The sequence below is a fragment of the Rickettsia endosymbiont of Villa modesta genome, assembly GCF_964026485.1.
GTDB lineage: Bacteria > Pseudomonadota > Alphaproteobacteria > Rickettsiales > Rickettsiaceae > Rickettsia > Rickettsia asembonensis.
In genome coordinates, this window is the sequence record NZ_OZ032157.1 from 106,052 (window position 1) to 127,082 (window position 21,031).

Genomic DNA, 21,031 nt, shown 5'->3' on the forward strand with positions numbered 1-21,031 from the left:
TCGTTTTATTTGAAAAATTGGCGTCGTTGTTTCATATTTTTTGATCCTCACGTAGTTTATCTACGCTGCGGTCAAAAAATATGAAACGCCTTGCTCTTTTCCAAATAAAACTTCGTTACTATTATTGGAGTATGTATTATTCTCTGTGTAAAGTATTTTACTTGACTATTTTTCAATTTCGTTTTATTCTGCTTTTCTTGAGTAATAATAAAATAATATCTTGATTTAAGGTGTCAGCTAATGGCAAAGAAAAATAAAAATGTTTTGGTAAGGCTAGTAAGTACTGCTGGCACAGGTGTTTTTTGGGTAAAAAAACGTAATCCGAAAACCCAAACCGAGAAGCTTTCTTTTCGTAAGTATGATAAAGTAGTTAGAAAACATGTTCTTTTTAAAGAAGAAAAAATAAAATAATTGTAAGTAATATATGGCAGTAAAAATTCGTTTAGCTAGAGGCGGTGCTAAAAAGCGTCCTTTTTACCGTGTAGTAGTAGCTAACGCAACAGCACCTCGTGACGGTGACTTTTTAGAAAAAGTCGGAACTTATAATCCAATGCTTGCTTCAGATAATAGTGAGCGTGTGGTTTTAAAAAAAGATCGTATAGAATATTGGCTTGGCACCGGTGCTAAACCAACCGAGCGAGTCGCAAAATTTATTGAGCAAGCAGGTGTTACTCTTCCTGAGAAAGTTAAAAAGGAAATGGAAGTTAAAGCAAAAAACCGCAAAGCTAGACCAAATAAAAAGGAAGCTAAAGAAGCTTAATTTATAGTGTATTTTCGTCATTGTGAGCAGGCATTGTTGCGTATGCCGGTAAAACCCACTGTATGTCACCTAGTTGCTTGACCACGGGGTCCATAAAAATAATAAAAAATACTAATAATTTTAGTATTTTTAAATAGATACCGTGGTCAAGCCACGGTATGACACCGAGCGCGTTTTTAGATCCATACGATAACGTTTTTTATATATTTTTCTCTATAATCATATTAATATGCCGGATTAGCTCAGTGGTAGAGCAACCGCCTTGTAAGCGGTAGGTCATCAGTTCAAATCCGATATCCGGCACCATCAAAATTTTTCTTGTTGGAGCTATCAATTCTTGTTGTATTAGATACCAAATTGTCATTGCGAGGAACAAAGCTTTGTTGCATGGCTCAAAAAACGGCTTGATGTTATTCCTGCGAAAGCAGGAATCCATCATAAAGCGAGATAAATCGAGCTTTTAATTTCAAAAGTTTGCTGTATTTATACTTTTAAATTGCCCTTCATGTGCGGAAGCAGGAATGACATAAGAGCCATGCAACAAAGCCGTTTTTTAACTAAGATTAACATCCTTTAAACTATGATAGTAATCGATAAAACATCTTATAGAGCTGTGGGGTTTGATAAACGTATTAAATTCCTAGTGCTACATTATACACAGTGTGATTTTAAGCAGTCTTTAGATTTTCTAACCGGTGAAAAGTTAAGTAGCCATTATTTAATAAACAATGAAAACCCTGAACATATATTTCAATTAGTAGAAGAGCATGATAGAGCATGGCATGCCGGAGTAAGTTACTGGCAAGGTCATGAGCGTATTAATGATACATCAATCGGTATTGAAATCGTAAATCCTGCTTTTGAAGTAAATGCAAAAAACAATAATATAACCTGGCTGCCTTATTCAAAGCAACAAATTAATAGTGTCATAAGTTTGTGTAAACAGATTATCGCTAGATATGATATTAAACCTACTAGAGTGGTTGGGCATTCTGACATTGCTCCAGGTAGAAAACAGGACCCTGGTCCGCTATTTCCTTGGAAACTATTATATGATAACGATATTGGAGCTTGGTATGATGAACAAGTGTTTAACGATCTATTGCCGCAAATCGACATAACCGATATTGCAGCAATTCAGCAAAAATTTATTACATACGGTTATAAACTCGAAGCTACCGGAATTTTAGATTCTAAAATGAAAGATGTTATAATTTCGTTTCAAATACATTTTCGTCCTAGTAATTTTTCTGGCGATTTGGATGCTGAAACCATAGCAATTTTAGATGCATTAATATTGAAATATAAATCTGAGTTAAGTAATTAATATGATACAACAAAGTTGATGTCATACCGCGAGCTTGTGGCAGTATACAAAAAATTAATATATAGATACCGCTACAAGCTCGCGGTATGACACATTTATAATATGCTACAATTTATAACTATACCGAATCTTATGGATTATCGGGTTACTTTGAAATTAATGGAAGATTACGTTAACAAAGTAATTAGTGATAATGAGCCGGAAATTGTTTATTTAGTTGAACATTCGGAAGTATATACAGCCGGTACTAATTATAAACAAGAAGAATTATTAAATTACGGTGATATTCCGGTAATTTACACAGGACGTGGCGGTAAATTTACTTTTCATGGACCGGGTCAGCGTGTTATTTATCCAATTCTTAATTTAGCTTCACCAAATCGACACAAAGATTTAAAGCTATATATAAAAATGCTTGAAGAATGGATTATAAATAGCTTAAATTATTTTGGAATTAAAGCATATATTATTAAAGATAAAGTAGGAATTTGGGTAAAAGTAAGAAAAGATGAATTTGCTAAAATTGCTGCAATAGGTGTTAGAGTAAGAAAATGGGTTACATATCACGGTGTAGCTATAAATATTTCAACAGATTTAAGTAAGTTTAGTGGGATTATTCCTTGTGGACTTGAAAATTCTTTAGTAACATCTTTAAATCAGTTAGGAATTCATATTGAAATGTCTGAATTTGATAAAATTATTCAAACTGAATTTAATAAAATATTTAAATGATCAGAAAATTTTTACTCACAATTTTAGCAATTTTTGCTCTTTGGGTTGGTGGTCTTGGTTATTATTTATATTTAATAAATTCTTATAAGCTCAATAGTAATACCACTAATGCAATAATAGTATTTGCAGGAGGAGGACATAAAATTGAAACCGGTATTGCTTTGCTTAAAGCAGGCTATGCACCTATATTATTTATTATCGGTATAGAATCTACAGAGCAATTAAAAAATTTGTTAAAGGAACGTAATGTTATAGAACAGCAGGTAATACTTGCTCCGAATAAAATAATGTCTGAAGAAGATAATATTAAGAAAGAGGTTGATTTTATTGTAACTTACAATCTTACTTCAATAATTTTAGTAGAGCATAATTATAATATGCCTTTTATGCTAAATAAGCTTGAAAAAGCGATTCCTTCTTCTAATACTATCTATATAGTACCATATCCTGTTTTTTCTAAACAAAAATATGATGTGTTATTAAAATCCTATCATCGTTATTTAATGAGTATAGTAAACTGATCCCCACTTTGTGCTTCGTTGTTAGCATTGTTGTGCGGATCAATTTTATCTCTGTCTCATCCCGTGGCTTGACCACGGGATCCAGTTAAAAATACTAAAATTATTAGTATTTTTTATTGTTTTTATGGAGCCCGTGGGTTTTATCGGTCCACGCAACAATGTCTTTGTTGTTCATTGGCTTGCCTATTAGTTATAGACTTCGCTCCTCACGCCCGTCACAAAATGGGTCTATTACTCAAGGTAGAGCTTCTTAGGTTCTTTACTCTTTGCTAGTACAATATTTTAGAACGGCTACGCCAAATAATGCAGAAATTAAAGAGCCTATTATTACTGCAGCTCTCATAGAGTTTGAAGGACAACTACTCTCAAACGTAATATACCTCTAGTAAATGAAAAATTGTCAAAGAAGTCAGCAAGTGTTATTAAGTAAGAATGATTTATAGAAAATTAACATCAGTAGAAAAAGAAGAATTAAAGCTTTACCATAGAAGCGAAAGGGATAAGAGGATTTGTGATAGAATCAAGGCTGTTCTCATGTATGATGATAGCTATAGTATTGATGAGATATCGAAAGTGTTATTACTGAGTGATGAAGGGATAAGAAAACATATTATGGGAGTGTTGAGCTATGAAGAGTAAAAGGTTATAATGTGATAAAAAAATAAGAAAGTAAAAAATGTCAGAGCATCAAATAACAATGGTCAGTTTAGATGAATTAGTTAGCCCGGAACATCAATATCGTAAATTTAAAAGTTAATTTAATTTCAAAGTAGTTGAAAGAGAGTTATTAGTGATAGAAACTGAAGCTAATTATAAAGGCTATGGAGCATTGAGGTTATTTAAATGTTTACTTCTACAATTTATGGAAGACTTATCTGATCGAGAATTAGAACGTTATTTCGCTGATAGTAATGCCGGCAAATGGTTTTGTGATTTTGCTCTTACAGAGACGACTCCAGATTATAGTGTGTTTAGTAAAATACGTAAGAAAATAGGTACTAACTTACTATCAAAAATATTTGCAAACTTTAGAGAACAACTACGAAAGCAAGGTTATATGAGCGAGGTATTTACCTTTGTAGATGCCTCTCATTTGATCTCAAAAGCTAGTCTTTGGACAGAACGTGATGAGTTGAGGAAGCAAAAATATGACAAGCTAAATAATGAGACTTTGCCCAAAGTTGCGAATGATAAACAAGCTAAAATTGGTTGTAAAGGAGGTAATAAGTTTTGGTATGGTTATAAAAAACATGTTAGCGTTGATATCCAATCAGGGATTATTAATAAGGTTGCAGTTACCTCTGCAAATGTTACTGATAGCAAAGGTTTTAAACACGTTATGCCACGCTCCGGTGCTGCATATGTAGATAAAGCATATTGTACAAAGTCTACCAAAGATACAGCAACTAGGCAAGAAGTGCATCTTTGTGCTGTAAAGAAAAATAACATGAAAGATAAAAATTTTGACCTTGATAGATATTATATACTTCTTTAACTTGAAAAGTTGGAAAATGAATATTTAGATGAGCGAATAATCAATGTTCTTATGGATAATTAATATCTAATACTACCAATTCTTCAGGTAAAAGAAGTATACAAAAATTAGAGCACCTTTTGACAGAGTATTCTCACAAGATAAGAGGGTGTTAGAAAGTTTGTGTAAGTTGTAAAAATAGTTAAGAATAAAATTAATTAAAACAACTTACATGAGGCTAATATGAAGAATAAGAGCAAAGTATCAAATCCGACTATAGAAAAAGTAGTATCAGAAATACTATCACAAAGTGATCCATCTGAGATATTTGGCAAAGAAGGGATATTTCAGGAATTTAAAAAGCAGATAGTAAATAAGATTTTAGAGAAAGAAATGGAATCTCATATAGGTTATGAGAAGCATTCTAAGAATGCCAAGGAGTCAGAGAATAGACGTAATGGCAATTATGAAAAGACTTTAATAGATCCTGAAGGTCGTAAATTGACAGTAGAAGTGCCAAGGGATCGGGATGGAGAATTTGAACCTCAACTCATTCCAAAAGGAGTACGAAAATTTGAAGGATTTGATGATAAAGTAATATCCTTATATGCTAGGGGAATGACCATTAGGGAAATACAAGGACACTTAGAAGAACTATATGCTACCAAGGTATCATCTGAGTTAATATCAAAGGTAACTGATGGTATTTTAGAGGAAGTTACTGCCTGGCAGAATAGAGCACTTGATAGTGTATACTTCTTTTACCTGAAGAATTGGTAGTATTAGATATTAATTATCCATAAGAACATTGATTATTCGCTCATCTAAATATTCATTTTCCAACTTTTCAAGTTAAAGAAGTATACACTCAATCTTTATTATAATTATGATGAAAATCTATTATTTTTAGGGAAGCCCATAGGCGGTAATTTACCGGTACTACCTCTTTTTCCTAAAAATGCAATGATGTTTTTCTCAAGTTTTACTTTTCCATTGTTATTCCAGCTTAAACCATCTTCTTTATTGAATATCTTAATATCAAGTAACTTTGCATTCTTAAATTTTTGCAGCGTTACGCCTTGCCCCTTTTTCATTTCCGGTATCTCATCTATATTAAATACCAGTAATTTACGGCTTTCACCGATGCAAGCAATACTATCCCCGTTTACAGGTAAACACGCTATACATGTGTGACCATCAGGCATGTTCATAATTTGCTTTCCTGTTTTTGTTTGAGCCATTACTTCGTTTGAATTAACTAAAAACCCCTTACCTACACTACTTGCGAGTAATAAAAGCTGATCAGGTTTATGGACTAAAATATTAGTAATATCGTTATTGCCTATATCCACAAGCAGCTTTATAGATTCTCCTGTTCCTTTACCTTTAGAAATATTATCGGCAAGCAAAGTAAAAAACCTACCCTCCGAACTTACTATTAGTATCTTATCGGTCGTGTAAGCCTCTATAATAAACTTCTCTGCATCACCTTCTTTATATTTAATAGTCGATAAATCGGTGTTATGACCTTTTAATGAACGCACCCATCCCATTTTTGAGCAAATAATAGTAATCGGTTCTTTAGTAATAAACGCCGTTATATCAACTACCTGATTCATAAGCGTTACTTCTTCAAAGCTTGTACGTCTAGCTCCTATTACTGTATTTAATCCAAATTTCGTTTGTACTGCTTTTATTTCCTTTTTTACTACTTTCCATAATTCTTTTGGATTATTTAAAATCTCTTCTAATATAGCTTGCTGCTTCTGCAAGTTACTATGCTCATTAATGATTTCCTGCTCTTCAAGTTTACGAAGTGAGCGAAGACGAGTATTTAATATTGCTTCTACTTGTATTTCGGTTAGTTTAAACCGCTTCATCATTATAGCTTTCGGCTCATCCTCTTCACGAATAATTTTAATTATCTCATCAAGATTTAGATAAGCTATTCTAAGACCTTCTAGAATTTCTAAACGATGCTTGATTTTGTTTAAAAGATAAGTTGACCTGCGAGTAACAATATTTTGTCTATGAGCTAAAAACTCTTGTAAAACCTCTAAAATATTCATTACTCTCGGCACGTTATTACTGCCGATCACATTCATATTTAGCTGAATACGGCTTTCTAAATTCGTTAGCTTGAATAGAGATTCCATAACTATTTGTGGATCACATCCCCGATCTCTCGGCTCTATAACCAATCTTATAATGTCGGTTGATTCATCTCTAATATTGCTAACAAGCGGGATTTTTTTATCCTTTAGTAATATCGCTATTTGTTCTATAAGTTTTGATTTTTGAACTTGATAAGGTATCTCGATTACGACTATCTGATATGTACCGTAACTTAGCTCCTCTTTCTCCCATCTGCTTCTCACTCTAAAACTACCGCGTCCGGTAGTATATGCAGCATTTATAAGTTCGGCTTTATCAATAATTATGCCGCCGGTCGGGAAATCAGGACCTTTGATAAAGTTCATTATATCGTTAATTTCAGCTTTCGGGTGGTCGATTAAATGCATTAGAGCATCACATAACTCATGTAAATTATGCGGCGGTATATTGGTTGCCATACCGACTGCTATACCTTCCGAACCGTTAGCTAGTAAGTTCGGAAAACTTGCCGGCATTATTATCGGTTCTAAATCTGAATCGTCGTAAGTAGGGCGAAAATCTACCGTATCTTTATCAATGTCTACCATTAATAAAGTACATATTTCCGTCATGCGTGATTCGGTATAACGCATAGCTGCTGCATTATCACCGTCTATAGAGCCGAAATTACCCTGCCCGTCAATTAAAGGATAACGAAGCGAAAAATGCTGAGCAAGACGTACCAAGGTATCATACACTGCCACATCACCGTGCGGGTGGTATTTACCTATTACGTCACCTACCACTCTTGCACATTTTTTATAACCAGAATTCGGCTCAAGTCTTAGCTGTAGCATTGCGTATAACAACCTACGATGTACAGGCTTAAGTCCATCGCGTACGTCAGGAAGCGAACGTGACATAATCGTTGACAACGCATAAGCAAGATAACGCTCCGATAACGCATTACCAAAGTCAATATTTTCTATTTTAGCTTCTTTCATAAGTTATTTAATTTTTATTTATCGTCATTACAAGCAGTTGTTGTTGCATGGATCGTTTGTTATTCCCGCGTAGCATTGTTGCGTGGACCAGTAAAACCCACTGTGTCACCCCGTGGCTTGACCACGGGGTCCATAAAAACAATAAAAAATACTAATAATTTTAGTATTTTTAACTGGATACCGTGGACAAGCCACGGGGTGACACTAAAGTATCACTTCAACACACAACTTTGCTTATTATAAGCTAGTTTCTTACAAACTGCTTTAGCTTGACTAAGACTACCATAATCACCGGCTAAGATTAAATAGAAAAACTTGCCGTCGTCATATTTAACTTTTTTGGTTGTAATAACAACATTTTTAAGAATTTTTGGGAATTTCTTTTTTATTCTTTCCCCTTCTTGCATTGCTTCTGCTTCAGATTTTACCGAACCAAGCTGTATTTTATAACTCTCATTATTTTTACAATTTTTAGCATTACTAACCTTATCCTTACTTCCTTTTTCAAGCTTTATTATATTTAAATCCGTTTCATTTTTGGCGTTATTATTTGGCTCTATTAATGCGATCAGGTTAGATATTTCATCAAAAGATTCATTGCTTTGACTTTGGTTACGAGAATCTATATTCATAGGTTTCTCAGGGTCAGGAAGCAATTTTACGGTTTTAATATTTGTATCTTTAGCAATAAGATTTTCATATATACTACTATGTACTGCTGCTATTTGGTTATTTTCTATTATAGACGGTTTTATTTTTGTAGGCAGCTCATCAGGATAAATAGTAATTACCGGCTTGCTATTCTGGTAATATTGATAACCAAAATAAATAGCGGATATACATATCAAGCACACTAGAAATATTTTAATAAAAATATTATTGATCATATTGTATGTCATTCCCGCGGAGGCGGGAATCCAGAAAAAATAATCTTAATATTGGTAAAAAATTACATATTTGACAAAATAAACATATAAAAAACTTGTTTTTTACATGTTTTGCTGGATTCCCGCCTCCGCGGGAATGACATCAATCTACGCAACAACATCTAAGAAAAGAACTACATACTTTTCATAGGCTCTACACCTATCACTTCAAGGCCGCTAGCTATAACTTTCTGTATGGCACTTGCAAGAGCAAGACGAGCAGTAGTTAATTCTTTATTGCTCTCAATTACAAATCTATAATCGCTATTTTCTTTACCAAAATTCCACATAGAATGAAATTTTGAAGCTAAGTTTATTAAATAAAATGCAATGCGGTGCGGTTCAAAATATTTTGCAGATGTTTCTAATGTTTTGGTCCAGCTAGCCAAAAGTTTTATGATCTCAATTTCTTCTTCTGACGATAACAGCGATAAATCATACTTGCCTTCTTCAAAGTCATTATAAGATTCAGGCATTAGTTCCATAGCTTTCGATAAAATCGATATTGTTCTTACATGAGCATATTGTACGTAGAAGATAGGATTTTCTCTTGATTGTTCTTTCACTTTTACTAAATCAAAATCAAGCGGCTTATCATTTTGCCTTGTTAACATCATAAATCTTATGATGTCTTGCCCTACCTCATGGTTTACATCTTGTACACTAGCAAAGCTCCCAAGACGTTTTGACATTTTAACCGGCACACCGTTTTCAACAAAATTGACCAATTGACAGATTTTAACGTCTACTTTAACCTGCTCTTTGCCTAGAGCCTTAACTATTGCCTCAATTCTTTTAACATACCCGCTATGATCAGCACCAAGTACATAAATTAGGTGGCTCGCTCCCCTATCTATTTTATCCTTAGCATATGCAAGATCGGAAGCAAAATAAGACCAACTTCCATCAGCTTTTTCTATAGGACGATCCTGACTATCACCATAGTCAGTAGATTTAAACAATTTTTGAACTCTGTTATCCCATTCATCGTGAACTTTACCTTTAGGAGCAGGGAGTGTTCCTTCATAAATCAGCCCCATACCGGTAAGTAATTTCACCGTTTCCTCTATTTCGCCTTTATCATGCAATGACTGTTCAGAAAAAAATATATCATGTTTAATACCGAGATCCGCTAAATCTTTTTTATTTAAATCAAGCATCTTTTCTACGGCAAAATTTTTGACTATTTTGAATCTTTCATTCTCGTTCATAGTTAATAATTTATTACCGTATTCTTTCGCCAAAATTTGCCCAAGCGGAATCAAATACTCGCCCGGATATAAACCGGTAGGGATAGTAATTTTCTCGCCCAGAGCTTCTCTATAACGTAATAATACCGTACTAACTAAATCATTTATTTGCGAACCTGCATCATTAACATAATATTCTTTTGTAACGGAATAACCTACTTTTTGCAAAATTCTAGCTAGCACATCACCATATACCGCACCCCTAGCATGCCCTATATGCATTGGACCGGTGGGATTTGCCGAAACATACTCGATGTTAATATTTCTGCTTTTATCTATATCAATTTCAAAAAACTTTTCTTCGTGCTGTAGAATATCTTTAATTGCTATCTGCCAAGTTTCGGCTTTTATAGTAAAGTTAATAAAGCCGGGTCCTGCTATTTCTATACTTGCAATATAAGGTAATGTTATAAGAATTTCTTTAAACTTTAAAGCCACTTCCCGAGGAGAAATATTTTCTTTAGCAGCAATAATCATTGCAATATTACTTGATAAATCGCCGTTAAAACTATCTTTCGGAGTTTCAATAGTAGCATTATTTGCTATTCCTTGATTATTATATAATTGCCTACTTGCCGCAATTATATCTTGTTTTAATTGATTAAATATATTCATAATTAAGTTTTTAGATATTATTAAAATTCAGCGAACAAAGCTGATTATATTCTCGAATGGCAAAACGGTCGGTCATACCTGCTATATAATCGGCAATAACTCTAGCTTTACTATATGTTTCATTAGAATCTATTAGCATTTTCCAATTAACCGGTAATAAATTAATATCATCCATATAAACCTTAAACAGACCTTGAACAATTTTAGTACATTTAAGGCTGATGGCCGTAATTTTATTACTTTTATAAACTCGCTCATGCAGAAACTTTTTAGTTTCCTTAATACGGTCATTAGTTTTTTCGGTAAAATCCACTATCTGATAATTTAAGTTACGTATTTCGTCTATATTAGTAATTTTTTCTTTATTTAAATTTTCTTTTGTTTGCCATAATAAATCGGTAATCAATTCATGTATTAGCTTACGTACTACCTCATAAATCAGACAAGAGGAGCTAATATTCTTAAATTTTGTTTTAATCTCAAAAACATGTTGGTCAATATATTTAAGTTCAGCAAGACTATTAAAATCAATAATTTTAGCACCGATACTATCTTCTAAATCATGCGAAATATAGCTAATATCATCGGCAAGTGCTGCTATTTGAGCCTCTGCCGACGCATAAGTACTAAGCTCTAAATCATTTTGTTTATTATACTCCGCTATATATTCATTTATTTCACCAGTTATAGGACCATTATGTTTTACGATTCCTTCTAAAACTTCCCATGTTAAATTTACTCCGTTATAAGCCGCATATCTCTTATCAAGTAGTGTTAATATTTTCAAAGATTGAGCATTATGGGAAAAGCCGTTATACTCTTTCATACATTCATTTAAAGCTCTCTCTCCCGCATGACCGAAAGGCGTATGCCCAAGATCGTGAGCAAGTGCTATTGTCTCAGCTAAATCACTTGATAAATTTAAAGTATTAGCAACCGAACGTGCGACAGTCGAAACCTCTAGGGAATGAGTTAGCCTATTTCTGTAATGGTCTCCCTCATGATTAATAAAAACCTGAGTTTTATATTGCAAACGCCTAAATGCATTGGTATGAATAATGCGATCACGATCACGTTCAAACTCATTTCTATAAGAGGTAGGGATTTCTTTATATAACCTTCCCCTACTTTTAAGAGGATCAGAAGCGTATGAAGCAAGCATTGTTATCCTTTATTTTGAAAGGCGTTATTATGAGTCTCTTATGTCATTCCCGCGTAGGCGGGAATGACATAGAACCTCTGTACCAAAGCTACACCACAACGCCATCTTGAAAAAATATTCATTATATTATATAATTTACAAGACTTTTACAAGGTAATTTTTGTGACGATAACAATTACGGATAGAGCTTTTCAACGAGTTTGCGAGTTAATAGAGCTAGAAAAAAATAAGAATTTAGTACTGCGAGTTTCTGTTGATAGCGGCGGTTGTTCAGGACTTATGTATAATTACGAACTAGTCTCAAAAAATAATATAGAGCAAGATGATTATGTCATTACTAAACATAATGCTACAATTATTATTGATCCTATCTCTCAAAAATTTATGCTAGATTGTACTTTAGATTTTATAGAGGAACTCGGCAGTTCATATTTCAACATTAGTAATCCACAAGCTAAAGCAAAATGTGGCTGCGGTAATTCTTTTTCGGTGTAATGTATCATCCCGTGGCTTGACCACGGGATCCAGAAAAATAATTTAAATACTAATGATCATTAGTATTTAAAGCTGGATACCGCGATCAAGTCGCGGTATGACAACTGAAAAATCGATCCATGTAACAACGCCAGTCAAGCCACGGGATGACAAAATAGATTCCTGCTTTCGCAGGAATGACATCGCAACGTCAAACTTCTAGATGTTGAGAGACAATACCAAGCCCATCAACTTCACCATTATCACCATAAGGAAGGCGGGCTACTTCATTATTATTACCGTTATTATTCTCATCTTCTTCGTCATCTGAAGCATTACTATCTACCATAATATACTTCTTCAACATGAAGAGTTGTTAAAATGATTAGGCACAATGGTTTGAAAATTGTCATTTACCAATGAAGAAATTTTATTTTTATATTTTTCAATATTTTCAAAAAATATTCGTATAGAATCAGTAAATGTCTCAAAATTCGCATAAAATTTATTGTTACTTACAACAGAATGCATAAATTTCCACAGTCGTTCAATTGGATTCAAATTAGGACTATATGCTGGCAAAAATAGTAACTCTATTTTACTGTATTGTAGATATTCTTTTACCTTTTTTGACCTATGATATCCAGCATTATCGCATATCAAATAAATCTTACTTTTATCTTGATTATTTGCTTCTAATTTCTTTAAAAATTCAATAATATAATCACCATTAACCTTAGGATTGTCAGTTGTTACTACCTCTAAATCCTTAAGATTAATAGCACCAATAATATGTTTACGCTTCCAACCACTGAAACTTGGTAATGTTTTAACTACATTCTTTCTAATCCAACCAAATTTTGCTCGAGTTTGGTATTGAGGATGAACACTATCCATAAAATAAATAGACTCATCTTTAGCTAAATTATTTTTTAGCAAACTATATTGCAGCTTAAATTCCTCTTGCTTAGCTAAATCTATTTTTCCAGGAATTAACTTAGGTTTCTTATAACTAAAACCAAGTCTGTGTAACAGCTTGATTACCCCAGCTAATGTATAGATTACTCCATATTGACGTTCTATGGGAGTGTTGAGCTATGAAGAGTAAAAGGTTATAATGTGATAAAAAAATAAGAAAGTAAAAAATGTCAGAGCATCAAATAACAATGGTCAGTTTAGATGAATTAGTTAGCCCGGAACATCAATATCGTAAATTTAAAAGTTAATTTAATTTCAAAGCAGTTGCAAGAGAGTTATTAGCGATAGAAACTGAAGCTAATTATAAAGGCTATGGAGCATTGAGGTTATTTAAATGTTTACTTCTACAATTTATGGAAGACTTATCTGATCGAGAATTAGAACGTTATTTGGCTGATAGTAATGCCGGCAAATGGTTTTGTGATTTTGCTCTTACAGAGACGACTCCAGATTATAGTGTGTTTAGTAAAATACGTAAGAAAATAGGTACTAACTTACTATCAAAAATATTTGCAAACTTTAGAGAACAACTATGAAAGCAAGGTTATATGAGCGAGGTATTTACCTTTGTAGATGCCTCTCATTTGATCTCAAAAGCTAGTCTTTGGACGGAACGTGATGAGTTGAGGAAGCAAAAATATGACAAGCTAAATAATGAGACTTTGCCCAAAGTTGCGAATGATAAACAAGCTAAAATTGGTTGTAAAGGAGGTAATAAGTTTTGGTATGGTTATAAAAAACATGTTAGCGTTGATATCCAATCAGGGATTATTAATAAGGTTGCAGTTACCTCTGCAAATGTTACTGATAGCAAAGGTTTTAAACACGTTATGCCACGCTCCGGTGCTGCATATGTAGATAAAGCATATTGTACAAAGTCTACCAAAGATACAGCAACTAGGCAAGAAGTGCATCTTTGTGCTGTAAAGAAAAATAACATGAAAGATAAAAATTTTGACCTTGATAGATATTATACAAAAATTAGAGCACCTTTTGAAAGAGTATTCTCACAAGATAATAAACGTGTCAGATATATTGGTATTGCCAAAAATCAATTCTCGGAATTTATGAATGCTATATGTTTTAATTTGAAACGCTTAACCGTTTTAACGGCTAGCTAATATTATAATGGATAACGCATAGATAATAACAAAATCTCCACTGATTTTTACTAATTTTGTATATATACTTCTTTTACCTGAAGAATTGGTAGTATTAGATATTAATTATCCATAAGAACATTGATTATTCGCTCATCTAAATATTCATTTTCCAACTTTTCAAGTTAAAGAAGTATACTGAACAAAAATTATCTTAATTTTAAACACTATTTCTTCCAAAAAAATATCCTTCCTATAATTCGCTACTTAATTTCTTATCTCTCAACACTTCCAAAAGAACAACTGCTTTATTTAATAGAGAGAATAGAAAAATTAAAAGAAATCACCGAAAGAATATGCACAGCAAGAATTAATCAGTAAATTATGGGCATTGTTGCATGGATACCCAAACCGTCATTGCGAGGAGCGAAGCGACGCGGCAATCCAGGAAAAATAATAAAAAAATTCTGTAAATCAGAATTTTTTACTAGATTGCTTCGTCAAAATTTTCAATTTTTCCTCGCAATGACGAAGTTTTTTCAAGCTATCAATCCTTATTTTGCAATGCTTCTTTTTTATAGTCCAAAAAATATTTAAAAGACATTTTTGCTTTTATTTGACAATATTTAAAAAACAAGGTAAAAATAATTTTTTTTACAAAAGTGTTATTAACATGGCAAAAAAGCAAATAAAGGACAAAATTAATAAAAAAGAGAATTTTGAAGAAGTTATGCGTACTAAGCTTGGTGAAGGAGGTAGAGTTATTATTCCTTCAGCTTTTAGGCAAAATCTTCATCTTTCAACTGGCGATGATATAGTACTACATATGAAAGAAGATGTAATTTATATTACTACTCCGAGTCAGGCTTTAGCAAAGCTGCAAGCAAAAGTAAAAGATTATACGGATAGTGCAGGAGAAAAAATTTCTCTAGTGGATGAACTAATTAAAACAAGAAGAGCAGAGGCACAACATGAATAATATAGTACTAGATGCCTCAGCTTTACTTGCCTTAATTCAAAATGAAAGAGGTGGCGAAATAATAAAACCGCTACTGTCATATACGATTATGTCGACTGTGAACATTACCGAGGTGTTAACTGCTTTAAAACGCACTAATATAGATACGGCAGAAACATTAACTTTAATTACGGATTTTATAGCAGTAATTATTCCGTTTGATTTAGAGCAAGCAAAATATGCTGCGGAGTTACAGGCATATACGCAGCATAAAGGATTGTCTCTTGGAGATAGAGCTTGTATAGCTTTAGGTATTAAACTTAATACTACAATATATACTGCTGATAAAATATGGGCAGAGTTAAAAATAAAAGATGCTAATATTAAATTAATTCGCTGATTATGAATCCTGCTTCCAGCTCATTTAAAATTTGATAAAATTATTTAAATAGAGTATAATATAAAACTTTTTATAATATTAAAAATTTTATGAGTAAGAAGCTTTATATTAAGACCTACGGATGTCAGATGAACGTTTATGACTCCGTTAAGATGCAAGATTTGCTTTATCCTTTCGGTTATGAACCCACAGAAAATATAGAAGATGCTGATGTTATTATTCTAAATACCTGTCATATCAGAGAGAAAGCAGCCGAGAAAACTTATTCTGAACTTGGTCGTATTAAGAAACTACAAGATACGAGAAAAAAACAAGGCTTAAACTCTGCAATAATAGTTGTGGCGGGCTGCGTTGCTCAAGCGGAAGGTGAAGAGATTTTCTCAAGAACTCCTTATGTTGATATTGTAGTGGGGCCGCAATCTTATTATAACCTACCCGAATTAATCTCAAAAGTCGTTAGACACGAAAAATATTTAATCAATCTCGATTTTGTTGAAGAAGCAAAATTTGATAATCTACCGGAGCAATTATACCCGCAAGGAGCGAGTGCCTTCATATCAGTACAAGAAGGATGCGATAAATTTTGTACTTTCTGCGTGGTACCATATACAAGAGGGGCTGAATTTTCAAGAAACGTAGAACAGGTGTACAGAGAAGCGTTAAAAGTAGTTAGCAGCGGTGCTAAAGAAATTATGCTGCTTGGCCAAAACGTCAATGCTTATCACGGTAAAGGTCCTGCAGATAAAACATTTAGTCTAGCCAATTTACTTAGACATCTAGCACAAATTCCAAATTTAGAGAGACTGCGTTATATGACATCACATCCGATAGATATGACTGATGATCTAATAAGACTGCACGGTACTGAGGCTAAATTAATGCCGTTTTTACATCTTCCAGTGCAATCAGGTTCAAATAAAATATTAAAAGCCATGAACCGTCAGCATGATCGGAATTATTATTTTGATATAATTAATCGCTTAAGAGAGGCAAGGCCCGATATAGTTTTATCCTCTGATTTTATTGTCGGTTTTCCCGGTGAAACGGATGAAGATTTTGAGGATACTTTAGATTTGGTCCGCAGAGTAAAATACGGTCAGTGCTATTCGTTTAAATATAGTCCTCGTCCCGGTACGCCGGGAGCGACTAGAATAGATCAAATTCCGGCACACATAAAATCAGAGAGATTAACTATATTGCAAAAAGAACTCATGGCTCAGCAACTAGCTTTTAATGAAAGTTGTGTCGGTAGTATTATGAAAGTTCTATTTGATCGTAGTGGTAAATTCGATGATCAAATAATAGGTAAAACTCCATACATGCAGTCCGTATATATCCAAAACCCTAATAAATCTTTACTTGGTAAAATCATTGATGTAAAAATTACCAAAGCTGGAATGAATAGTTTAAGTGGAGAGATAGTTTAATTATGTAATTTACATATTACAAAAATAAATGTTGTAAATAATAGCTCATGTATGATATTATTTACAACATGATCAAAAGACATATAACATCATTTGTAAAGCAATCATTAAAAGATTTTTCTGCAGTTCTTATTATTGGAGCGAGGCAAGTAGGTAAGTCTACAGTAGTAAAACAATTATATGACGAAGGAATTTTTAAGTCATATATTACTTTAGATGATATTTCGCAATTAGAAGCAGTAACTAATGATCCTCACGGATTTATAAAAAATGCAAGTTATCCTCTTGCTATTGATGAGATTCAAAGAGTCCCTGATCTTTTAAAGGCTATAAAAAAGTCAATTGATGAAGATAAGAGACCGGGGCGTTTTCTCTTAACTGGATCTGCTAATATTTTTTCTTATCCGGGAGTATCTGAAAGTTTGGCAGGACGTGTTGACATAATACATCTTGAAGGGTTAAGTTTAGGAGAAATTTTAAATCAAAATAACCCTTCTTCTTTTATATTAGATATTTTTTCAGGAGCAACTATTCCTGAATTAAAAGACAAATGGACTAAAGAGTTAGAATATAAACCAAAAATAAATAACCAATCTTTAAATGAATATATTTTCTATGGTGGATTTCCGGAAGTTGTATTAAAAAAGCAAGAAAGATTTCGAGAACGTTGGTTTTCTTCTTATCAATCAGCCTATATTGAGCGAGATGTACGAAATATAAATAAATTTTTAGATGTTGTTTCCTTTGCTAAACTTTTTCGCTTAATTGGTTTACAAAGCGGTAATTTATTAAATCAAAAAAATTTAAGCATTGAAATAGGACTGGATCAAAGAACAATATCAAGATATTTAGAGATTTTAGAAACAACTTTTCAAGTAAATCAATTAACGCCTTGGTTTAGTAACACACGTAAAAGATTAATAAAAACCTCTAAAATTTATATGAATGATTCAGGTTATGCATCGTATTTAAACGGCATAACAAGTCCTAACTTATTGTTAAATAGTCCTTATTATGGAACAATATTTGAAACATGGTTATGGGCAGAACTGAGAAAAATATTAACCTTAACTACGGGTATAGAACAAGCATTTTATCGTACACATTTAGGAAAAGAAGTTGATTTTCTTTTATATAAAGGCGATGTATTTTGCGGCATAGAATGTAAAGCCACAGAAACTATTCAAAGCCGGCATTTTACGGGTCTTAAAGATTTATCAGAAGCATTAGCCCCACAAATTATGCATGGCATTATACTTTATAACGGTGATGAAATAATCAGTTTTTCTGACAAATTTCTTGCACTGCCTATAAAGTGTATAATTTAAATGCTCTTTATGTCATTCCCGCTTACGCGGGAATGACATCGGTATCCATGCGGGCAATACCTATATTCTATTATAATGTAAAAAAATATTATCTATTAAATGTATAAATCTCTGTTTTTTTGTTTAAAAATTTTTGCCGTGCTTATTCTAATAGGTTGTGCGGTTGTGGGGTATATAATATATCACTATTCGCGTGATTTACCTGATTACTCGCAGCTTGCACGTTATTATCCCCCCTCGGTAACGCGTATTTATTCTAGTAACGGTAAATTAATGGAGGAATACGCTTTTGAACGTCGTGTATTTGTACCGATTAATAGTGTACCGAGTTCATTAATAGAAAGTTTTATTGCAGCTGAGGATAAGAATTTCTATAACCATCCCGGCGTCGATTTACTTGGAATAGTTAGATCGGCATTTTTAAATATATCTAATTATTTACATCATAGGCGTATGGAAGGAGCGTCTACAATTACTCAGCAAGTGGTTAAAAATTTTCTGCTAACTAACGAAGTTTCTCTTGAACGTAAGATTAAAGAAGCGATTCTTTCTTATATGATTTCAAGAGTATTTACTAAAGATCAAATTTTAGAATTATATCTTAATCAAACATTCTTTGGTCGTGGTGCTTACGGTGTTGCGGCAGCTGCACAAAATTATTTTAATAAATCCGTAGAGGAACTTACTATTGCAGAATCAACTTTTATTGCGGCACTGCCTAAAGCCCCTTCCGAACTTAATCCAGAGAGAAACTACGCTAGAGTAAAAGCTCGTCGTGATTATGTAATAGCACGTATGTTTGAAGATGGTTACATAACAAAAGATGCTGCGAAAGAAGCTATGGATAGCCCGATAGTTTTACGTAAACGAGCTAAAGAAGAAACTGTTACGGCAGATTATTATGCTGCACAGGTTAGAGAAGAAGTAATTAGGATGTTAAATAGTAAGGAAGAATTTTATACCGGAGGTCTTACTATTATCACTTCTTTAGATGCAAAGATGCAGCAATTAGCCGAAAATTCTCTAAGAAAAGGTCTGAGAGAGTTTGATAGAAGGCGTGGTTTTAGAAAGCCTATAGCTAATATTCCTCTTGATAATTGGCAAGAGGAGCTAAAAAAACTACCGACTCCTCCATCGCTTTTAGAGTATAAATTAGCTGTAGTTCTGGATATGACCGATAATCATGCAGAGATTGGGCTTATAGACGGCAGTAAATCTAAGATTCCTATTGCTGAAATGAAATGGGCAAGAAGTAATCTTAAATCAGTGAAGACTTTGCTTAAAAAAGGCGATGTAATAGTGGTTGAACCCATAAAAGGTACTTATGCTTTGCGTCAGATTCCTGAAGTAAACGGGGCTATTATGGTTATGAACCCGAATACCGGACAGGTACTTGCAAGTGTTGGGGGATATGATTTTTCTACAAGTAAATTTGATAGAGTAACTCAAGCACTTCGTCAACCGGGTTCTTTGAGTAAAACCTTTGTTTATTTAGCAGCTCTTGAAAACGGTATTAAGCCGAATCAGATTTTTAACGATGGACCTATTGAGATTTCGCAAGGTCCGGGTATGCCTAGTTGGCGTCCTAAAAATTATGAGGGTAAGTTTTTAGGCGAAATCACTATGCGTACCGGTCTTGAAAAATCTCGTAATCTTATAACTGTAAGAGTTGCAACTGCTGTAGGACTTACAAAAATCGTTGATATAATTAAGCGATTCGGTATTAATAATGAACCAAAAAAAGTTTACTCTATGGTACTTGGTTCAATTGAAACCACACTTAGCAGAATGACTAATGCCTATGCAATTATTGCTAATGGCGGTAAAAAAGTTGAACCTCATTTTGTAGAATTAATTAAAGACCGTAACGGTAAAATTATTTATAGGCGAGATGATAGAGAATGTCTTTCTTGTAATGTTTCGGACGCCAATTTAGATATCGCAATATTAGAAATACCGAAAGAAGATATTTATAGAGTTACGGATGAAGCTAGCGATTATCAAATTACTTCGTTTTTAACAGGAGCAATAGATAGAGGAACAGGTTATGCTGCGAAGAAGTTAGGGAAAATTATCGGTGGAAAAACCGGTACTAGTAACGATAGTAAAGATACATGGTTTGTAGGCTTTACGCCAAAAATAGTAGTCGGCAGTTATGTGGGTTATGATACACCGAAAGAGCTTGGAAAAAGAGCAACAGGTTCAAACGTAGTATTGCCGATTTTTATTGATTTTATGAGTAATGCTTATAAGGATGAGCCATCGCTGCCTTTCAAAGTTCCAGATTCAATTAAGCTAATCGCCGTAGATAGAGCAACCGGTAAAATTACGCCAAGTGGCACTGTTATAGAAGCATTTAAAGTAAATAATGTTCAGATGCTTGAGAATGAAGATATGATCGATAATCACGATAATAATGATATTTTTGATTATGTGCCTAGTAAAGAGGATCAGTCTCAAGAGATTTATTAAGTATACTGTCATCCCGTGGCTTGACCACG

At 33.3% G+C, this 21,031-nt stretch carries 23 protein-coding genes and 1 tRNA gene; 17 read left to right on the plus strand and 7 right to left on the minus strand.

The features are described 5' to 3' along the window. The first annotated feature begins 240 nt into the window (after positions 1-240). From rpmG to AC5584_RS00630, 6 genes are all read left to right on the plus strand, one after another. The gene (gene rpmG, locus AC5584_RS00605; protein WP_004997072.1) at positions 241-411 is read left to right on the plus strand and encodes a 50S ribosomal protein L33; all 171 of its coding nucleotides are present in this window, start codon (positions 241-243) and stop codon (positions 409-411) included. Positions 412-424: 13 nt separating this feature from the next. Continuing rightward, entirely contained in the window at positions 425-760 is a 336-nt protein-coding gene (rpsP, locus tag AC5584_RS00610) for a 30S ribosomal protein S16 (protein WP_499216510.1), read from the plus strand. Between the two features lie 231 nt (positions 761-991). Further along, positions 992-1,066, plus strand: a tRNA-Thr gene (locus AC5584_RS00615). A 274-nt stretch (positions 1,067-1,340) separates the two neighbouring features. Further along, positions 1,341-2,087: an N-acetylmuramoyl-L-alanine amidase gene (locus AC5584_RS00620; protein WP_499216511.1), complete on the plus strand. Its 747-nt coding sequence runs from the start codon at positions 1,341-1,343 to the stop codon at positions 2,085-2,087. 102 nt (positions 2,088-2,189) lie between these two features. Next, positions 2,190-2,819, plus strand: a complete 630-nt coding sequence (gene lipB / locus AC5584_RS00625; RefSeq protein WP_041078448.1) for a lipoyl(octanoyl) transferase LipB — start codon at positions 2,190-2,192, stop codon at positions 2,817-2,819. Further along, positions 2,816-3,340 carry a YdcF family protein gene (locus tag AC5584_RS00630; RefSeq protein ID WP_499216512.1) on the plus strand — a complete coding sequence of 175 codons (525 nt, stop codon included), beginning with the start codon at positions 2,816-2,818 and terminating at the stop codon, positions 3,338-3,340. Before lipB ends, AC5584_RS00630 begins: the two co-directional genes overlap by 4 nt. A gap of 45 nt (positions 3,341-3,385) precedes the next feature. On the opposite strand, the gene AC5584_RS00635 is transcribed toward AC5584_RS00630, so the two are convergent. Beyond that, entirely contained in the window at positions 3,386-3,499 is a 114-nt protein-coding gene (locus tag AC5584_RS00635) for a proline/betaine transporter (RefSeq protein WP_499216513.1), read from the minus strand. Between the two features lie 631 nt (positions 3,500-4,130). On the opposite strand from AC5584_RS00635, the gene AC5584_RS00640 reads away from it, so the two are divergent. Beyond that, positions 4,131-4,835, plus strand: coding sequence for a transposase (locus tag AC5584_RS00640; protein ID WP_499216514.1), 705 nt, complete (start codon positions 4,131-4,133; stop codon positions 4,833-4,835). A gap of 222 nt (positions 4,836-5,057) precedes the next feature. Further along, complete coding sequence (locus tag AC5584_RS00645) at positions 5,058-5,594, plus strand: transposase (protein WP_499215983.1); 537 nt, start codon at positions 5,058-5,060, stop codon at positions 5,592-5,594. A gap of 104 nt (positions 5,595-5,698) precedes the next feature. Here AC5584_RS00645 and parC read toward each other — a convergent pair whose 3' ends face one another. After that, a complete protein-coding gene (parC, locus tag AC5584_RS00650; RefSeq protein WP_499162369.1) occupies positions 5,699-7,912 on the minus strand; it encodes a DNA topoisomerase IV subunit A in 2,214 nt (737 codons plus the stop codon). A 75-nt stretch (positions 7,913-7,987) separates the two neighbouring features. Here parC and AC5584_RS00655 point away from each other — a divergent pair, with 75 nt between their 5' ends. After that, positions 7,988-8,155: a proline/betaine transporter gene (locus AC5584_RS00655; protein ID WP_499216515.1), complete on the plus strand. Its 168-nt coding sequence runs from the start codon at positions 7,988-7,990 to the stop codon at positions 8,153-8,155. Here the strand turns inward: AC5584_RS00655 and AC5584_RS00660 are convergent. The 3 genes from AC5584_RS00660 to AC5584_RS00670 form a co-directional block, all read right to left on the minus strand. Continuing rightward, on the minus strand, positions 8,125-8,799 hold the full coding sequence (locus tag AC5584_RS00660) for an SPOR domain-containing protein (RefSeq protein ID WP_499163024.1): 675 nt from the start codon (positions 8,797-8,799) through the stop codon (positions 8,125-8,127). The two genes, AC5584_RS00655 and AC5584_RS00660, sit on opposite strands and share 31 nt — an antisense overlap. Before the next feature lie 173 nt (positions 8,800-8,972). Next, positions 8,973-10,703, minus strand: coding sequence for an arginine--tRNA ligase (gene argS / locus AC5584_RS00665; RefSeq protein WP_499216516.1), 1,731 nt, complete (start codon positions 10,701-10,703; stop codon positions 8,973-8,975). Positions 10,704-10,713: 10 nt separating this feature from the next. Continuing rightward, a complete protein-coding gene (locus AC5584_RS00670; RefSeq protein WP_499216517.1) occupies positions 10,714-11,865 on the minus strand; it encodes a deoxyguanosinetriphosphate triphosphohydrolase in 1,152 nt (383 codons plus the stop codon). A gap of 162 nt (positions 11,866-12,027) precedes the next feature. Between AC5584_RS00670 and AC5584_RS00675 the strand changes: the two genes are divergently transcribed. Further along, the gene (locus AC5584_RS00675; RefSeq protein WP_499216518.1) at positions 12,028-12,360 is read left to right on the plus strand and encodes an iron-sulfur cluster assembly accessory protein; all 333 of its coding nucleotides are present in this window, start codon (positions 12,028-12,030) and stop codon (positions 12,358-12,360) included. Positions 12,361-12,550: 190 nt separating this feature from the next. Here AC5584_RS00675 and AC5584_RS00680 read toward each other — a convergent pair whose 3' ends face one another. Both AC5584_RS00680 and AC5584_RS00685 read right to left on the minus strand, forming a co-directional pair. Continuing rightward, positions 12,551-12,706, minus strand: a complete 156-nt coding sequence (locus AC5584_RS00680; protein WP_499216519.1) for a hypothetical protein — start codon at positions 12,704-12,706, stop codon at positions 12,551-12,553. Next, complete coding sequence (locus AC5584_RS00685; RefSeq protein ID WP_499216968.1) at positions 12,700-13,422, minus strand: IS630 family transposase; 723 nt, start codon at positions 13,420-13,422, stop codon at positions 12,700-12,702. Before AC5584_RS00685 ends, AC5584_RS00680 begins: the two co-directional genes overlap by 7 nt. Before the next feature lie 179 nt (positions 13,423-13,601). Between AC5584_RS00685 and AC5584_RS00690 the strand changes: the two genes are divergently transcribed. The 7 genes from AC5584_RS00690 to AC5584_RS00720 all read left to right on the plus strand — a co-directional run bounded on the left by AC5584_RS00690 (position 13,602) and on the right by AC5584_RS00720 (position 21,002). Beyond that, complete coding sequence (locus AC5584_RS00690; RefSeq protein ID WP_499217071.1) at positions 13,602-13,853, plus strand: transposase; 252 nt, start codon at positions 13,602-13,604, stop codon at positions 13,851-13,853. A 12-nt stretch (positions 13,854-13,865) separates the two neighbouring features. Beyond that, on the plus strand, positions 13,866-14,438 hold the full coding sequence (locus AC5584_RS00695) for a transposase (RefSeq protein ID WP_499216520.1): 573 nt from the start codon (positions 13,866-13,868) through the stop codon (positions 14,436-14,438). Between the two features lie 595 nt (positions 14,439-15,033). Beyond that, positions 15,034-15,396: an AbrB/MazE/SpoVT family DNA-binding domain-containing protein gene (locus AC5584_RS00700; RefSeq protein ID WP_499216521.1), complete on the plus strand. Its 363-nt coding sequence runs from the start codon at positions 15,034-15,036 to the stop codon at positions 15,394-15,396. Beyond that, entirely contained in the window at positions 15,389-15,775 is a 387-nt protein-coding gene (locus tag AC5584_RS00705) for a type II toxin-antitoxin system VapC family toxin (protein WP_499216522.1), read from the plus strand. Before AC5584_RS00700 ends, AC5584_RS00705 begins: the two co-directional genes overlap by 8 nt. 89 nt (positions 15,776-15,864) lie before the next feature. Next, positions 15,865-17,202 (plus strand): tRNA (N6-isopentenyl adenosine(37)-C2)-methylthiotransferase MiaB, encoded by a 1,338-nt coding sequence (gene miaB / locus AC5584_RS00710; RefSeq protein WP_499216523.1) that lies wholly within the window; start codon positions 15,865-15,867, stop codon positions 17,200-17,202. Positions 17,203-17,249: 47 nt separating this feature from the next. Beyond that, positions 17,250-18,530, plus strand: coding sequence for an ATP-binding protein (locus tag AC5584_RS00715; protein WP_499216524.1), 1,281 nt, complete (start codon positions 17,250-17,252; stop codon positions 18,528-18,530). 99 nt (positions 18,531-18,629) lie between these two features. After that, positions 18,630-21,002 carry a penicillin-binding protein 1A gene (locus AC5584_RS00720; protein WP_499216525.1) on the plus strand — a complete coding sequence of 791 codons (2,373 nt, stop codon included), beginning with the start codon at positions 18,630-18,632 and terminating at the stop codon, positions 21,000-21,002. Positions 21,003-21,031: the final 29 nt, after the last annotated feature.

Excerpts from the sequence above, each read along its gene's own strand:
- AC5584_RS00630 (WP_499216512.1), top strand. The coding sequence starts at position 2,816 with ATGATCAGAAAATTTTTACTCACAATTTTAGCAATTTTTGCTCTTTGG.
- AC5584_RS00695 (WP_499216520.1), top strand. The coding sequence starts at position 13,866 with ATGAGCGAGGTATTTACCTTTGTAGATGCCTCTCATTTGATCTCAAAA.
- AC5584_RS00645 (WP_499215983.1), top strand. The coding sequence starts at position 5,058 with ATGAAGAATAAGAGCAAAGTATCAAATCCGACTATAGAAAAAGTAGTA.
- rpsP (WP_499216510.1), top strand. The coding sequence starts at position 425 with ATGGCAGTAAAAATTCGTTTAGCTAGAGGCGGTGCTAAAAAGCGTCCT.
- rpmG (WP_004997072.1), top strand. The coding sequence starts at position 241 with ATGGCAAAGAAAAATAAAAATGTTTTGGTAAGGCTAGTAAGTACTGCT.
- AC5584_RS00705 (WP_499216522.1), top strand. The coding sequence starts at position 15,389 with ATGAATAATATAGTACTAGATGCCTCAGCTTTACTTGCCTTAATTCAA.
- AC5584_RS00660 (WP_499163024.1), bottom strand. The coding sequence starts at position 8,799 with ATGATCAATAATATTTTTATTAAAATATTTCTAGTGTGCTTGATATGT.
- parC (WP_499162369.1), bottom strand. The coding sequence starts at position 7,912 with ATGAAAGAAGCTAAAATAGAAAATATTGACTTTGGTAATGCGTTATCG.
- AC5584_RS00670 (WP_499216517.1), bottom strand. The coding sequence starts at position 11,865 with ATGCTTGCTTCATACGCTTCTGATCCTCTTAAAAGTAGGGGAAGGTTA.
- AC5584_RS00680 (WP_499216519.1), bottom strand. The coding sequence starts at position 12,706 with ATGTTGAAGAAGTATATTATGGTAGATAGTAATGCTTCAGATGACGAA.
- AC5584_RS00715 (WP_499216524.1), top strand. The coding sequence starts at position 17,250 with ATGTATGATATTATTTACAACATGATCAAAAGACATATAACATCATTT.
- AC5584_RS00620 (WP_499216511.1), top strand. The coding sequence starts at position 1,341 with ATGATAGTAATCGATAAAACATCTTATAGAGCTGTGGGGTTTGATAAA.
- miaB (WP_499216523.1), top strand. The coding sequence starts at position 15,865 with ATGAGTAAGAAGCTTTATATTAAGACCTACGGATGTCAGATGAACGTT.
- lipB (WP_041078448.1), top strand. The coding sequence starts at position 2,190 with ATGCTACAATTTATAACTATACCGAATCTTATGGATTATCGGGTTACT.
- AC5584_RS00720 (WP_499216525.1), top strand. The coding sequence starts at position 18,630 with ATGTATAAATCTCTGTTTTTTTGTTTAAAAATTTTTGCCGTGCTTATT.
- argS (WP_499216516.1), bottom strand. The coding sequence starts at position 10,703 with ATGAATATATTTAATCAATTAAAACAAGATATAATTGCGGCAAGTAGG.